The sequence below is a fragment of the Brevundimonas sp. genome (assembly GCF_036659295.1).
In the GTDB taxonomy this organism is placed as follows: domain Bacteria; phylum Pseudomonadota; class Alphaproteobacteria; order Caulobacterales; family Caulobacteraceae; genus Brevundimonas.
Window position 1 is genome coordinate 19,372 of the sequence record NZ_JAVXCU010000025.1, and the last position, 13,767, is coordinate 33,138.

Genomic DNA, 13,767 nt, shown 5'->3' on the forward strand with positions numbered 1-13,767 from the left:
CGGAAGCGGCCTTTTTTTATTCAGTGGCTGTGCTCTTCGGCGCTTTTGTAAACTGCGCGCTGTGGCTCGGGATACGCGTCCGGATCGTCGTCATTACCGGCCAGATATTCGCGCCAGATATGGTGCGACCGTTCGCGCATCAGTTCCATCCGGCAACTGGCCGCCATCAGGTTGAGGATCGTGCCGCCCTGCCAATGGGTATAGACGGCCTCGCAGGCGCTATCAGCATAGGTTTCCCATTTACGCTGGCTGTCCTGAATGCCGGCAATCACCGCCTCTGGCTCCTCGGCCTCGGCCCGCAGCTTGGCATAGGCCGCATCCAGATAGGTTTTGAGCTGCGTCTCGACCTCTTCCTGCTGGCGCGCCGCACAGTGGTTCATTTCAAGCGTTGTGGTCGGATTGCTGCAATCGACGTCTGGCTCATCCTGAACAGCCGTCACATCAAGGCTGAGCGCCCCCAACAAAGCTACAAATACCGTCATCCCAAATCTCCCCAATACTGATCACGCCGCGGGTGGAGCACATCCACCGATACGGGCGTGGCCCAAAACCTACTCAGCCCGTGATGACACCGCTCACAATGCCCGCAGCATCACGTTCACAGACGGAGTATCGACTCGCTTCATCCACATATCGGTTCAACGCACCGACATAGTCGTTCATCTCGGTGACATAGCGGTCGAAATCGCGACCGTATTTTTCCATCTGCCCGTTATAGGTCGTAATCACAGCCGCACGGCAGTTATGACGGTTTCGCGCTTCGTCTATGCAAGCCGGCACGTTCGGCCGAACAGGCTTCGTAAAACGCGCGACCGCAGGAACCTGCGGCACACGGCAGTCTGCCACAGGCTGTTCCGGCCCAGTTTGTCCGGCCACAAGCAAGAGTATCGCCGCCAATTTCATAATGTGTTTCCCCGTCCCCTATCGCTGAATATTCCCGTATTTTCCGCATAAGAAAAGGGCGACCCGTAAACGGATCGCCCTGATTTTTTGCCTGCGAGCAGCTTAACGCTTTGCGCCGCCCTTTTGGCCTGTACGGATACGACCCGAGCGGGAAACCTGACGGGCTCCGCCGCGTGCACCCTTGCCGATAATGGCATTGGTGCCCGACTTCTTGGACGCACTGGCCTTCAGGCCACCCAGAGGTTTGACCTTGGGCTTGATACCAGCCTTGGCCTTTTGCTCCAGCGCCTTGCCCGGAAGGTTCGAGAACTTCTCTTCCTTCTCGGCCTTCAGCACCTTGCGAGGTGCAGTCTTGGCAGCCCCCTTGAAGCGTTCAGGACCCGACTTGGCACCACCCGCAGCATACGGGTTATCCGAGCTGGACTTGACGTTCAGACGCATCGGCGTGCCCTTCAGATCGAAGGACTCGCGGATCGAGTTCACCAGATAGCGTTTGTAATGCTCCGGCATCGAGTCGGCGCGCGTCGCCATCAGAACAAACGTCGGAGGACGGGCTTTGATCTGAGAGATATATTTCGGCTTGATGCGCTTGCCGTCCACGGCGGGGGGCGGATGCCTCTGCGTGGCCATAGACAGCCAGTCGTTCAGGTCCTTGGTTTTCACCTTAACGGACCATGTCTCATAGGCCTTGAGGATGGCCGGCATCAGACGGTCAACACCACGGCCATTGAACGACGACAGAGCGACGAACTCCGAGCCTCTCAGCTGCGGCAGCTTGTCGTCCGCCATAGCTTTCAGCTTGGCAAGACGGGCCTGCGGATCTTCTTCGAGGTCCCACTTGGAGGCCACATAGACCAGCGCACGCCCTTCCCGCTCGACCAGATCGGCCAGTTGCAGGTCCTGCATGTCAAAGGCGTCGTCCTTGTCCATCACCAGCACGACCACCTCGGCAAAGGTGATGGCGCGGATGGTGTCGGCAACCGACAGCTTTTCCAGCTTTTCGTTGACGCGTGCCTTGCGGCGCATACCGGCAGTGTCGATCAGACGGATGTTCTGACCTTCGTATTCCCAATCCACCGAAATGGAGTCGCGCGTAATGCCTGCCTCGGGGCCGGTCAGCAGACGGTCATCACCGATCAAACGGTTGATAAGCGTCGACTTGCCCGCATTCGGGCGGCCGATGACAGCAATACGGATCGGCTTTTCCGGTTCGTCCACTTCCTCGATGAAAACATTCTCGGAAGCGCGCACCAGCGCCTGATAAAGATCGGCCATGCCCTCGCCGTGTTCGGCAGAGATGGGCACAGGCTCGCCAAAACCGAGGCCGTAGGCTTCGCCCACGCCGCCCATGCTTTCGCGGCTTTCGGACTTGTTGGCCAAAAGGATGACCGGCTTGTGCACACCGCGTATCCGGTCCGCAAAGATGCGATCCAGCTGGGTGACGCCGTCACGGGCATCCATGGTGAACAGGATGACGTCCGCATCCTCGATGGCCGCCTCGGTCTGTTCGCGCATACGAGATTCAAGGGTGTCATCGCTGACATCCTCATAACCCGCAGTGTCGATCAGGGTCAGGTCCATGTCCCCGATATTCCCGTCGGCATAGCGACGGTCACGGGTCACACCTGGGCGATCATCGACCAGCGCAAGGCGCTTGCCAACGAGGCGGTTAAACAGTGTCGACTTGCCCACATTGGGCCGGCCGACGATGGCGATCTTCAGAGCCATGTCGGCCTTCTAACGCAATTTCAGAACAAAATCAGCGGATGCTGATCAGACGGGCATCATCCGTCACTACATAGAGCGCGCCATTATAGGCGGCGGGCGCAATATAGGCGGGCGAGCCCAGATTAAGGCTGGCGGTCTGTTGTCCGGTTTTCGGATCAAAAGCCACCATCTCGCCTTCGGAATTGACCAGAACCAGACGGTTCGAAGCCAGTACCGGACCAGACCAGGACGGGCGCACTGTACGCTTGCCCATGCCAAAGAACCAGCCACCTTCGGTACGGATACGACCATCGTTGAGGTCACGGGTCCAGTAGATCTGGCCCGAGTCACGGTTCACGACAGTCAGTTCGCCCGTTTTGGAGACGATATAGACCACATCACCCACCGGCAGCGGCGCATTCACGCCACCAATCGGCAGCTCCCAGCGCGGCGCGCCGGTACGAATATCCAGCGACTGCATCACGCCGGACTGGCTGATCGCATAAACGAAGCCACGGCTGATCACCGGACGACCGGCAATATCGCGCAGTTCCGACAGGGCGTTGGTGCGGCTGGTACGCGACAGCACTTCTTCCCAGACCGGCTGGCCATTGGTGGCGCGCAAGGCCACAACCTGACCCGACGAGAACGGAGCAACCACCGTATCGCCACTGACGGTCACGCTGGTGGCGCGCATGATGCGGGCCGGTTCGGTGATACCGCGATAGGTCCAGCTTTGGGTTCCCGTCGCCATATCCAGCGCAATAAGCTGGTTATCGACGTCGATCACATAGACGCGGCCACCCGAAACGGTCGGTGCGTTATGGATCGGCAGTTCGGTTTCATGCGTCCAGACCACTTCGCCGGTCGCAGCGTTCAGTGCCGTTACCGAGCGATAGCCCGACGCCACAAACACCTTGTTGTCGGCCACGGCCACGCCGCCACCGAAACCACCGCCCGAAGAACCACCGCCCAGCGAGATACCAAAGCGACGACGACCGGCATCACGCTCGCCGATGCCGACGGTCTTTTTCCAGATGACCGAGCCGCTGGCGGCATCCACAGCCGAAACAGCAGCTTCGCCATCCATCACAAAGATACGGCCATCTGCCGCGACCGGCGGAGCCATGACCTGAGCCATACGGTCCGACGATGCGCCGATGTCGCGACGCCATGCAATCGTGAATTCCGGAGCCGCAATAACGTGGCCAACCTCGGATTCAGCGTTCCTGCCCGGTTGGGGCCATGCGGTAACCGCTTGCGGTCCCGGTACGAAGAAGTCACGGCCCGACAGCGCTGGCGACGGAGCCAGCTGCTGTTCGAACTCCAGGATCGAGATACGCTCGCCCTGCGTGGCAACCGCCTTGGGGCCATCATCCTTGTTCGTGAAAGGAAGGACGCGCTTGACCGTGCCGCAAGAAGCCACGGTCGCGGCCAGACCGCACATCAAGACGATTTTAAGCGAACGATTCATCTCGGGCTTCTCGTGAGGATTACTGGGCTTGGGCAGGTTGGGCTTGGGCAGGAGCCGCGGGTGCAGCTTCGGCCGGAGCAGCAGGCGCAGCAGCCGGTGCAACCGCTTGCGGCTGGGCAGGCAGCTTGGCCGCTTCGTCAACGATTTTGCGGACCGCGCCATGCGTACCGGAATCGATCAGCTGGACCGCAACCACGGCACGCTGGCGAACCGTTTGCGGCACGTCCTGGCCCAGTTGCAACTGGACAAAGGTTTCACGCGCTTCGACAGTTTTGTTGTTCAGCAGCTGCACGGTCGCCAGAGCTTCCTGAGCCAGCGCACGGTACGGACGCTTCTCGCCCGTCAGCGGCTCCAGGCGCTTGGTCATATCTTCCAGCGAACCCTTGTCCACCAGCAGATAGGCCGCCTTGAGCGCAGCACCATCGGCGATGATCGGGTCACGACCAGCCTTGGCGGCTTCGTCAAACAGACGCACAGCCTCGTCGTTCTTGCCTTGCTCGACGGCAATACCGGCCTGTTGCATCAGGGCCAGCGCCTTATAACCGCGCGAAGCGGTATCGGCGGCCTCGCCAAAGGCGGTATTGGCCTGATCCATATTGCCGGAAGCAAAAGCTTCGATACCGCGCTGATAAGCCACCGAAGCCTTGTCGGCCTCGCTGGTTTGCCAGCTCTGGTATCCCCACCAGCCCAAGGCACTGATCAGCGCAATCGCACCGACACCGGCACCAATCGGCAGCCAGGTACGCGCAAGACGCTTATAACGTTCGGAGCGAAGCTCCTCTTCGACCTGTTCGAAGACATCAACCAAGACAGTCGCCCCAAAAGCCGTTGAAAACACGGGTGGCAAATTCGTCGCGACCCTAAAGTGTCCCGACGCTGCCCGCAACGCAGCCTGTGCGATAGTCGGGTTCTTTTTCGCGATTAAAGGCGGATCAAGGCTGTAAAACGGCGATCTTACAGAGAATTGGCCAACCGGATCGCACTGGCGACCAGTGCCAACGTCAGAATGATCCCCGACATCATCAGAATCTGTGCGCCCGAGATCGAACCCAGCGAAATGCCCGTCAAACCCAGTTGCTGAGCGGCGTCGCGCAAGGGCGAGAACACGGAACTGGCCTCGCTCTGATGCAGAATCGTCGCCAGAGAGCCGTCTCCCAGATCGCCTTGCAGGACGTTTTTCATCTGCACGCTTACGAATTGTCGCAAGAACACAAAGGCCGCACCCACAGCCAGCACCATCATGATGGCCCGCCGCCATTTCCAACGGTTTTCCAGCCTGACAGCCACCTCGGCATCAAAAAGCGCCGAATCGGCAAACTCGGGCGTTACGCGATAGGCCCGCTCGATAGCGGGATCGAATTCATCAGCCGACACGGTCCAACCTCGTTCCAGCAGTTTGCACAGGCCGTAGATGCCCCCTCAGCTTCTGTAGCCCGCGTTTAACATGTGATTTCACCGTCCCCAGCGGCAGATTCAGCGACTTGCCGATCTCTTCGTGCGTCAGGCCTGCACCGTGGCACAGGGACACACACAGACGCTCGGAATCACTCAGCGCATTCAGGGCCTTGTCCAGATCGAACCGTCCAATCGGGTCCATCTCCAGACTTTGCCAGTCCTCGTCGCCCAGCAGTTCCAGATCGGCATAGCGGGCATCGTGGCGGATCTGGCGCAAATAAAGCCGCGCCGCGATCCGCCCGACCCAGGAGCCGAAACTCCCCTGCCCGCGAAAATCCATACATTTCTCGTAGGCCCGCATGAAAGCGTCCTGCGCCAGATCATCGGCCAGCGCATATTGCGCCCCCATGCGACGCAGCAAGGCCCGCACGAACGGCGAATGCCGTCGTACCAACTCTCCATATTCACGACGCCCGCCCGCCGCCGAAAGGGCGGCCAACTCGACATCGTGCATGGCCGATAAGGGTTGTGTACGGATCATAATCCGGTCGTTCTCAATCCGGAATCTTGTTGAAGAACGACAATACCAGATATGCGATACCAAAGACGAACGGGATACTGGCCACACCCATCGTGCCCATGCCGATCCAGCGCGTATCGCCGAACTCGACATTACCAAACAAGCCCAGCAGCGCGATGCCGATACCGGCGGCGATCCACAGAACGCCACGGCGAATATCACGCGAACGGGACGGCAGACCCTTCTTCACGTCACGGGTCATAACCTCGATCAGTTCGGCAGGCAGGCTTTGCCCCTCGGCGATCGCAGCCCGCACCGTTTTTTGCATCTCGCGGTTGCTGCGATGCTTCAGATACGGCGGAATGGTGCAGATGGCGGTCAAGCTGCCAAAGGTACCGATAACGGCAAACAGGCCTGTCAGGTCTTCCATGAATATCTCCTTCCGATCGGCCCGCGAAACGGGGCCTTCGGATGTATGAGGCATCCAACTAGCCCCACAGATGCAGGTAAATGCATGAAATCTTTGTAAGGCTGGACGGAAGCTTGGCAGGCGGCCTGTGCGTTACCTCTGGTGACAGCAACAAACGGAGCTTGCCGCATGGCACTTGTCACCTATCGCATCGAACAACATGACGGCGGCTGGGCCTACCGTCTGGGCGAAACCTATTCGGAAACCTATCCCGACCACGACAGCGCCGCCGCTGCCGCGCGCCACGTCGCCCGCGAACAGAAAGTGCCCGATGAGAATGCCTGTATCGAGTACCAGAACGCCGAAGGCGAATGGATCACCGAACGCGCGGACGGCCATGACCGCCCGCTCACCGGTGTCGAAGGTTAGATCAGCCTTTTAGGGTCGCCTGATAGATTTCCGGCTTGAAGCCCAGAACGGTCTTGCCATTGCCCAGATCCAGCACCGGACGTTTAATCATCGACGGCTGCTCCATCATCAGGGCAATGGCCTTGGCGGCATCAATGTCGGCCTTGGCGTCATCCGGCAGCTTGCGGAAGGTCGTGCCCGCCTTGTTCAGCACCTTCTCCCAGCCATGCTCGGCCACCCATTTTTCCAGCTCGGCCTTGTCCGCGCCCTTCACCTTGTAGTCGTGAAAATCATAGACCACGCCGTTTTCGTCCAACCAGACACGAGCCTTCTTCATCGTGTCACAGGCTTTGATACCGAAAAGAGTGATGGCCATGATGCGCTCCTGAACTGCTGCTCAGGCGGCTGTCGCATTGAACGGCGGAGGGGTCAAATGAAGCGGACGTGTCAGCGATCAATGTCCGAATGCGGCTTTCTCACCCATTTCCGCTTCGCGACCCGTTGCGTACGTTTTAATCTCATCGCGAGGCTGCCGAAATCAGGCATCTCTCCAACGCGGACAACCAGAAGCGAGCCATCTGTTCTCGCTGCTTCCAGAGCGTTGCTATCAGCTTCTACCCAGTTGGCAAAACCAACGTCTCGCCATGAATAGCCTTCAGCCTTTGCTGTGCTGAAGAGCCAATCCACATAGGCTTGGGCGACAGTCTCGCCCCAAAGGAGGCCAACCGCTCGGCTTCGAGCTTGCGGGTTAAAAATGGGGCCTTGGGCGACTGATCGGACGCACGAAAGGCGGAGTAAACATCAAATTGCACGCCGTGACAGATATGAATGGACGCCCGATCAGCTTGTTTGTGACGGCTGGTCAGGTCAGCGACTACACCGGAGCAGCGGCTCTTCTGGATAATCTACCTCGAGCCCAGTGGTTGCTGGGCGATAGGGGGCTATGATGCGGACTGGTTCAGGCACGCCTTGGAAGCCAAAGGGATCACGCCTTGCATCCCCGGACGTAAAACCCGCACCGAGTCCGTTGGATACGATAAGCGCCGCTATAAACGGCGCAACCGTATCGAGATCATGTTCGGGCGGTTGAAGGATTGGAGACGCGTTGCCACGCGATATGACCGATGTCCGAAGGTCTTCCTCTCCGCCATAGCCCTCGCCGCTACCTTGCTCTTTTGGTTATGAGTCCTGAGCTAACTCGATGCGCCGTTCAAGTCATTGGTTTCCAGCATTCGTGAGTTCGCTGGTAAAAGGTCTGGACCCAAGCAGCGATCGCTCCATCAGGAGATGACATGGATAGTTCAGCCGGGGCCCCATCTTCCTGCTTGGTGTTCCAGATAGTGATCGAACTGTTTCCATGAGCAATAATTGGATAGGCCCATTGCTGAAGAGGAAGAGAACCAGGAACGATTAACTCAGGAATGGGTATCGACCTTAAATCTTGAAGGCTGGCTGCAAAGTTGCAGTCCCGAGAATCGGCTTCTTCCAATCCGGCCGATGTTTGACGAATTGCTACATAATAGCCGCGGTTACCGGCTTCTCCGTCGTGGTTGAATTCATATCTGACTGCGACGTCGTGGCCCCAACTAGTGGAATTAATAACGAGAAACGGACGTTTTCCAAGTGGGGGGGTATAAGGCCCATCGAGCAGGCGACTTGTCATCGGTAGGCCATCTTTGAGTGGAGTTTTGAGGAGTTGGACTTGGCTCAACTGGTATGGAATAGGTGGAGCTGTGGACCACGGAAGCTATGAGTAATTCTAAAAGCATCAAGTATTCTCCTAGGTACGATAAGCGCCGCTATAAACGGCGCAACCGCATCGAGATCATGTTCGGGCGGTTGAATGATTGGAGACGCGTTGCCACGCGATATGACCGGTGCCCGAAGGTCTTCCTCTCCGCCATAGCCCTCGCCGCTAACGTTCTGAGTCCTGAGCCTAGGAGTCATCTTTACCACGCATGTCCGCTTCCCACCCTTAACAGACATTCCTGAAGTCTAATGTTTCCTTCCCTGCACTAGCCGCAGAGCTCTGCAATCGTAAAAACTTGCTCGCAGTTTTTATTGCCTTAGCGTGTGGGGCTATCAAGCATTGAAATGCTCCGTTCCTCGGTCACAGAGCCTATGACGAGATTTCGCCATGCAACCTTCCAAGAATGCCTCCGGCCTTTTGCGCATCTTTGGGGCATTGCTCGTATTCTGGGTGGTGTCTCTCGTATTCGCAGTGCTGGCCTTCATCTCGCTCGCGCTGCTGATTGGCCACACCTATGGGGACCTCAGCCCCCGTGCGGACCTGATGTTCTGGGGCCTCTCCCTACTGCTGTTGCTGGGTTACTCGGCCAGTCTGTTCTTCGGGATACGCTTCGTCCTCAAAGCGCTGTGGCCCCGCTGAGAAACTGTTCACCGGATATAGCGAACCTTACGCCGCGCCCCCCGTTATTCTGACTTAACAGGAGCCAGACCATGAAGCTGCGTTCAGTCCTTAGCGTCCCCACATCCGCACTGGTGCTGTTCATCGGCGCTTGTGACCGACAGCCGGAAGCTGCGGCAAAGAACGAGCCAGCGGCTCAGGGCGAGATGCCCGACGGCCTCACGGGTGAACCCACACCCCAGCCTACTGTGCCCGCAGCTTCCGCCTCTCCATCCCAAGGCGAACAGCCACAGGGCGAACAGGGCGGCACCGATGACTGGCACAAGGTTGTGTCCGCGACCGATACCGCCCTGCTGGGCCGGTTGGACGAGGCATGGAAGACGGCCCTGACCAGAGCCCGTCGCGACGGTTACGCGCAAGAACTGAAGGCGCTGGGCGCACTGGTTGTGCCGGATGCCGGACAGAGCGGGAGACTACAGCCCGCACCCGGAAACTATCGCTGTCGTACACTCAAGCTCGGAGTGCGCGGTGATGTGGGTGTGGGCTTTGTCGCCTATCCCTATTTTGCCTGTCGTGTGGAACTGACACCCGGTGGCGATCTGATCCTCGAAAAAACCACCGGCAGTCAGCGCATCAGGGGCCTGCTGTATCCCGATAGCGAGCGCCGTCTGGTCTATGTCGGAACCCAAAGCTGGGGCGACGAAAAGGGCTTCCCCGCATATGGCCAACAACCCGAGCGGGACCAGTCGGGCGTTCTGGAACGGATTGGCGACCAGCGCTGGCGTCTGGTCATCCCCTTCCCCAAACAGGAATCCCAGCTCGACATCATTGAGATCGTGCGCTGAGCCCTGTGCGTCAGAATGCCTCAATGATTTTGCGAGCCATTCGCATTAAAGCCTCAAGCCTCACTGACCCGATCCGGAGTTTCCGTATGCGCCGTCTTACTGCCCTTGCTGCTGCCGCGGCTGCCCTGACCCTCGCCGCCTGTGGCCAGTCGTCGGAAAATGCCGCCGATGGCGCGTCGTCCAAGGTTCTGAACCTGTACACCGCCCGTCACTATGATGCAGACCAGAAGCTGTACGATCTGTTCGAGGAAAAGACCGGTATCGAGGTCAAGCGCATCGAGGGTCGCCCCGACGAACTGATCGCCCGCATGAAGGCCGAGGGTGCCAACAGCCCCGCCGACGTGTTCGTGGCCGCCGATGCGGGTGCCCTGTGGCGCGCACAAGATGCAGGCCTGCTGCAAACCGTGAACTCCGACGCGCTGAACGCCGCGATTCCGGAAAACCTGCGCGAACCGTCGGGCCAGTATTACGGCTTTTCGCGCCGTGCCCGTGTCGTGGCCTATGATCCGGCCAAGGTGCAGCCGAACGAAATCGCCGACTATGCGCAACTGGCCACCCCGCGCTTCAAGGGCAAGATCTGCGCCCGCTCGGGTGACAACGTCTATAACCTGTCGCTGGTCGGTGCCCTGATCGAGGCTTGGGGCGAGGACAAGGCCAAGGCATGGGTTGAAGGTGTCACCCAGAACTTTGCCCGTCCGCCCGAAGGTGGTGACCGCGACCAGATCCGCGCCGTTGCGGCCGGTGTCTGTGAAGTGGCCCTGACCAACAGCTATTATTTCATCCGCATGGCCAATGGCGAGGATGCCGCTGACCGCGAGATCGCGTCCAAGCTGCGCCTCGGCTTCCCGTCGCTGGACGGTAAAGGCCCGCACGTGAACATCTCGGGTGGTGGTGTCGCCGCCAATGCGCCGAACAAGGAAAACGCGGTCAAATTCCTCGAATTCCTCGCCTCGCCCGAAGCGCAACAGATCGTCACCGAGCTGAACTTCGAGTATCCGGCAGCGAACGGTGCGGCTCCGGCAGCAGCGGTTGCGCCCTATGCCAACTTCACCGCCCACCCGATGAACGTCTCGCGCTATGGCATCAATCAGGCCAAGGCTCAGTCGATGATCAGCGCGGCGGGCTGGCGATAAGCCCCCTCACCCCATCGCGTGACAAACAGGCCCGCCGCGCACGTCGCGGCGGGCTTTCGCCTTTGCATGTTCTGGGCTGGGCAGCGGCAATTGTCGCCCTGCTACCGCTACTGGGCGTGATCTTTGTCGCCCTGCAAACGGGACGGGCCGATATCGCCTTCAAGGATGTCGCCCGTTACGCCGCCACATCCGGCATTGTCGCCCTCGGGGTCGCCCTTGTTACAGGCGTGGTCGGTACGGCGGCCGCTTGGCTGGTGGCGCTGCATCGTTTCCCGATGCGCGGTGTGTTTGCATGGGCGCTGGCCCTGCCGCTGGCGGTGCCAGCCTTTGCGCTGGCCTATTCCTATTCGCAGATTTTCGATGTCGGCGGCCTGTTCCGCATGTGGCTGCGGCCCGCAATGGGCTTTGATATTCCGCTCCAGATGCGCTCCATTCCGGGGGCCATTTTCGTCCTCAGCTGCGCCTTCTATCCCTATGTGTTTCTGGCCATGCGGGCGGCGTTTGTCAGCCAGTCAGTCCACCCCGTAGAGTCCGCCCGTATGCTGGGCTGTTCGGTCGGCGAAGCGTTTCGCCGTACCGCCCTGCCGCTGGCCCGCCCTGCGCTGGCGGCGGGCATGGCGTTGGCGGTCATGGAAACATTAGCCGACTATGGCGCGCTCCAGTTCCTCAGTGTCCAGACCCTGACCACCGGCGTGGTACGGGCATGGTCAGTTTACGGGTCGCCAGCCTCGGCGGCGCGGTTTGCCCTGCCCCTGCTGGTGACGGCGGCTGCCCTGTTTGCGCTGGAACGCTGGGGGCGTCAGGGTCGCAGGTTCGAGACGACACGCGGACAACAGCGCACGCTGGAACCCGTCGCCCTGTCCGGCCTCAAGGCATGGGGCGCGACGCTATTCTGCCTGTTGATCCTGACGCTCGGCCTGTTGCTGCCGGTTGGTTATCTTTTGTGGCGCTCGCTTGAGGTCACGCCCGACTGGACGCGTCTGTGGTCCGCAACGGGCCGCACTCTGTCCATGGGCCTGATCGGGGCCACCGCCACCGTCGTTCTAGCTACGCTTCTGGCGCTGGGTGCGCGGCACATGCCAGTCGTCACCCGCATTGCCAGCCTCGGCTATGCCACCCCCGGTGCCGTCATGGCCATCGGTCTGTTAGGCCCCGCAACCGTCCTTTGGACCATCGCGCCCAGCACCATCAGCGGCGCAGGCGTCGGCGTGGCTCTGCTGGTCTATGCCTATGCCGCCCGCCTGATGGCCGCCGCCTTGGAGCCGATCGAAGCGGGCCTGTCCAAGGTCACCCCCGCCATGGGTTTTGCCGCCCGCAGTCTGGGCCACAGCGAGCTTTCCACCGCCAGCCGTGTGCAATTACCCATCGCCAAGGGCGCGCTTTTGACTGCCGGTCTGATCGTGTTTGTCGATGTTCTGAAAGAGCTTCCGGCGACGCTGATCTTGCGCCCGTTCGATTTTGACACCCTTGCGGTTCTAGCCTCCAACTATGCACTGGACGAACGGTTGGCACAGGCCGGATGGCCGTCGCTGCTGATTATCGCACTGGCCCTGCCGGGTGTGATCTGGCTGACCCGTCAGGTGACCAAGACGGGCCGCGCCCGCACGATTGAAGAGTAAGCCTGTTGAGCGAACACACCACCATCCGCCTGTCCAATGCCCGCCGCAGCTATAATGGCCGCGTGGCGGTCAGCGATGCCTCGCTGACACTCAAAGCTGGACGGATCACCGCCCTGCTTGGCCCGTCCGGCAGCGGAAAATCCACCATCCTGCGCATGATTGCGGGCTTGGAGCCTCTGGATGGCGGCTCGCTTCATGCGGGCGAGACTCTGCTGGCCGATACCCGTTCATCGGTTCCGCCAGAGCATCGCGATATCGGTCTGGTGTTTCAGGACTATGCCCTGTTCCCTCATCTGTCGGTGGCCGACAATGTCGCCTTTGGCCTGAAGGGATCAAAAAAGGATCGCCGCGCACAGGCGATTGAATGGCTGGCCCATGTCAAACTGGCTGATCGTGCCGATAGCTGGCCGCACATGCTGTCCGGCGGCGAGCAGCAGCGCGTGGCACTGGTGCGCGCGCTGGCCCGCAAGCCCCGCGCCATCCTGCTGGACGAGCCGTTCAGCGGTCTGGATCGCCACCTGAAGTCCGAGGTCCGCCGCAGTCTGATCGACACCTTGCGAGCGTCTGGCACAACCGTCCTGATCGTCACCCACGACGCCGAAGAAGCCTTGATGATGGCCGACGATCTGGTGCTGATGGACAAGGGCGTTATCCTGCAAGCAGGCAGCCCGCAGGACTGCTACAAGCACCCGTCATCCATTTCTGCCGCCCGCCTGCTGGGCGAGGCCGAGGTGCTGAAAGCCCGTATCCAAAACGGTAGCGCCACCACCGCCTTCGGCTCCATTCCCTGCAATCTGGCCGATGGCACAGGCTGGCTGATGGCCCGCCCCGAAACCATCCATACCTCGCCCGCCCGTGAAGGGGCCAAGGTTACAGCCATCGCCTTTGGCGGCACCTTCTGTGAACTGACACTGGAAAAAGACGGCCAGTCCTTGCGCCTGCGCACACCGGCAACCACGCTCAAGGTCGGCGATACGGCCAGCATC

The 13,767-nt window shown here is 60.2% G+C and carries 16 protein-coding genes and 2 pseudogenes; 8 read left to right on the plus strand and 10 right to left on the minus strand.

Going from position 1 to position 13,767, the window contains the following annotated elements:
* Positions 1–20: 20 nt before the first annotated feature.
* The 8 genes from RSB01_RS06650 to RSB01_RS06685 form a co-directional block, all read right to left on the minus strand.
* A complete protein-coding gene (locus RSB01_RS06650) occupies positions 21–482 on the minus strand; it encodes a lysozyme inhibitor LprI family protein (RefSeq protein ID WP_332591340.1) in 462 nt (153 codons plus the stop codon).
* A 73-nt stretch (positions 483–555) separates the two neighbouring features.
* Entirely contained in the window at positions 556–903 is a 348-nt protein-coding gene (locus tag RSB01_RS06655) for a hypothetical protein (RefSeq protein WP_332591339.1), read from the minus strand.
* Positions 904–1,005: 102 nt separating this feature from the next.
* Positions 1,006–2,631 (minus strand): ribosome biogenesis GTPase Der, encoded by a 1,626-nt coding sequence (gene der / locus RSB01_RS06660; RefSeq protein WP_332620137.1) that lies wholly within the window; start codon positions 2,629–2,631, stop codon positions 1,006–1,008.
* Between the two features lie 31 nt (positions 2,632–2,662).
* Complete coding sequence (locus RSB01_RS06665; protein ID WP_332625210.1) at positions 2,663–4,084, minus strand: PQQ-binding-like beta-propeller repeat protein; 1,422 nt, start codon at positions 4,082–4,084, stop codon at positions 2,663–2,665.
* A gap of 19 nt (positions 4,085–4,103) precedes the next feature.
* The gene (locus tag RSB01_RS06670) at positions 4,104–4,892 is read right to left on the minus strand and encodes a tetratricopeptide repeat protein (protein WP_332592082.1); all 789 of its coding nucleotides are present in this window, start codon (positions 4,890–4,892) and stop codon (positions 4,104–4,106) included.
* 146 nt (positions 4,893–5,038) lie between these two features.
* A complete protein-coding gene (locus RSB01_RS06675) occupies positions 5,039–5,458 on the minus strand; it encodes a hypothetical protein (RefSeq protein WP_332592081.1) in 420 nt (139 codons plus the stop codon).
* The gene (locus RSB01_RS06680; protein WP_332592080.1) at positions 5,448–6,020 is read right to left on the minus strand and encodes a sigma-70 family RNA polymerase sigma factor; all 573 of its coding nucleotides are present in this window, start codon (positions 6,018–6,020) and stop codon (positions 5,448–5,450) included. Before RSB01_RS06680 ends, RSB01_RS06675 begins: the two co-directional genes overlap by 11 nt.
* 13 nt (positions 6,021–6,033) lie before the next feature.
* Positions 6,034–6,429 (minus strand): DUF6249 domain-containing protein, encoded by a 396-nt coding sequence (locus RSB01_RS06685; RefSeq protein ID WP_332625211.1) that lies wholly within the window; start codon positions 6,427–6,429, stop codon positions 6,034–6,036.
* Positions 6,430–6,597: 168 nt separating this feature from the next.
* On the opposite strand from RSB01_RS06685, the gene RSB01_RS06690 reads away from it, so the two are divergent.
* The gene (locus RSB01_RS06690) at positions 6,598–6,837 is read left to right on the plus strand and encodes a hypothetical protein (RefSeq protein ID WP_332591418.1); all 240 of its coding nucleotides are present in this window, start codon (positions 6,598–6,600) and stop codon (positions 6,835–6,837) included.
* Between the two features lies 1 nt (position 6,838).
* Here RSB01_RS06690 and RSB01_RS06695 read toward each other — a convergent pair whose 3' ends face one another.
* Entirely contained in the window at positions 6,839–7,192 is a 354-nt protein-coding gene (locus tag RSB01_RS06695) for an ArsC family reductase (RefSeq protein WP_332591417.1), read from the minus strand.
* A gap of 341 nt (positions 7,193–7,533) precedes the next feature.
* On the opposite strand from RSB01_RS06695, the pseudogene RSB01_RS06700 reads away from it, so the two are divergent.
* Positions 7,534–8,001: pseudogene (locus RSB01_RS06700) on the plus strand (IS5 family transposase); the annotation flags it as partial.
* Between the two features lie 25 nt (positions 8,002–8,026).
* Here RSB01_RS06700 and RSB01_RS06705 read toward each other — a convergent pair.
* Complete coding sequence (locus RSB01_RS06705; protein WP_332591416.1) at positions 8,027–8,479, minus strand: hypothetical protein; 453 nt, start codon at positions 8,477–8,479, stop codon at positions 8,027–8,029.
* A 119-nt stretch (positions 8,480–8,598) separates the two neighbouring features.
* Between RSB01_RS06705 and RSB01_RS06710 the strand changes: the two are divergent.
* The 6 genes and pseudogenes from RSB01_RS06710 to RSB01_RS06735 form a co-directional block, all read left to right on the plus strand.
* A pseudogene (locus tag RSB01_RS06710) lies at positions 8,599–8,808 on the plus strand (transposase); the annotation flags it as partial.
* A 145-nt stretch (positions 8,809–8,953) separates the two neighbouring features.
* Complete coding sequence (locus RSB01_RS06715) at positions 8,954–9,205, plus strand: hypothetical protein (RefSeq protein ID WP_332591415.1); 252 nt, start codon at positions 8,954–8,956, stop codon at positions 9,203–9,205.
* A gap of 71 nt (positions 9,206–9,276) precedes the next feature.
* Positions 9,277–10,029 (plus strand): DUF4893 domain-containing protein, encoded by a 753-nt coding sequence (locus RSB01_RS06720; RefSeq protein ID WP_332591414.1) that lies wholly within the window; start codon positions 9,277–9,279, stop codon positions 10,027–10,029.
* Positions 10,030–10,115: 86 nt separating this feature from the next.
* Positions 10,116–11,162, plus strand: coding sequence for an extracellular solute-binding protein (locus RSB01_RS06725; RefSeq protein ID WP_332591413.1), 1,047 nt, complete (start codon positions 10,116–10,118; stop codon positions 11,160–11,162).
* A gap of 62 nt (positions 11,163–11,224) precedes the next feature.
* Entirely contained in the window at positions 11,225–12,781 is a 1,557-nt protein-coding gene (locus RSB01_RS06730) for an iron ABC transporter permease (protein ID WP_332620305.1), read from the plus strand.
* 5 nt (positions 12,782–12,786) lie between these two features.
* Positions 12,787–13,767, plus strand: a 981-nt coding sequence (locus RSB01_RS06735; RefSeq protein WP_332625213.1) for an ABC transporter ATP-binding protein, incomplete at its 3' end; no start/stop codon positions are given.

What these genes read in the sequence shown, in the direction of transcription:
- RSB01_RS06650 (WP_332591340.1), bottom strand. Translation starts at nt 482, where the DNA reads ATGACGGTATTTGTAGCTTTGTTGGGGGCGCTCAGCCTTGATGTGACG.
- RSB01_RS06655 (WP_332591339.1), bottom strand. Translation starts at nt 903, where the DNA reads ATGAAATTGGCGGCGATACTCTTGCTTGTGGCCGGACAAACTGGGCCG.
- der (WP_332620137.1), bottom strand. Translation starts at nt 2,631, where the DNA reads ATGGCTCTGAAGATCGCCATCGTCGGCCGGCCCAATGTGGGCAAGTCG.
- RSB01_RS06665 (WP_332625210.1), bottom strand. Translation starts at nt 4,084, where the DNA reads ATGAATCGTTCGCTTAAAATCGTCTTGATGTGCGGTCTGGCCGCGACC.
- RSB01_RS06680 (WP_332592080.1), bottom strand. Translation starts at nt 6,020, where the DNA reads ATGATCCGTACACAACCCTTATCGGCCATGCACGATGTCGAGTTGGCC.
- RSB01_RS06685 (WP_332625211.1), bottom strand. Translation starts at nt 6,429, where the DNA reads ATGGAAGACCTGACAGGCCTGTTTGCCGTTATCGGTACCTTTGGCAGC.
- RSB01_RS06690 (WP_332591418.1), top strand. Translation starts at nt 6,598, where the DNA reads ATGGCACTTGTCACCTATCGCATCGAACAACATGACGGCGGCTGGGCC.
- RSB01_RS06695 (WP_332591417.1), bottom strand. Translation starts at nt 7,192, where the DNA reads ATGGCCATCACTCTTTTCGGTATCAAAGCCTGTGACACGATGAAGAAG.
- RSB01_RS06705 (WP_332591416.1), bottom strand. Translation starts at nt 8,479, where the DNA reads ATGACAAGTCGCCTGCTCGATGGGCCTTATACCCCCCCACTTGGAAAA.
- RSB01_RS06715 (WP_332591415.1), top strand. Translation starts at nt 8,954, where the DNA reads ATGCAACCTTCCAAGAATGCCTCCGGCCTTTTGCGCATCTTTGGGGCA.
- RSB01_RS06720 (WP_332591414.1), top strand. Translation starts at nt 9,277, where the DNA reads ATGAAGCTGCGTTCAGTCCTTAGCGTCCCCACATCCGCACTGGTGCTG.
- RSB01_RS06725 (WP_332591413.1), top strand. Translation starts at nt 10,116, where the DNA reads ATGCGCCGTCTTACTGCCCTTGCTGCTGCCGCGGCTGCCCTGACCCTC.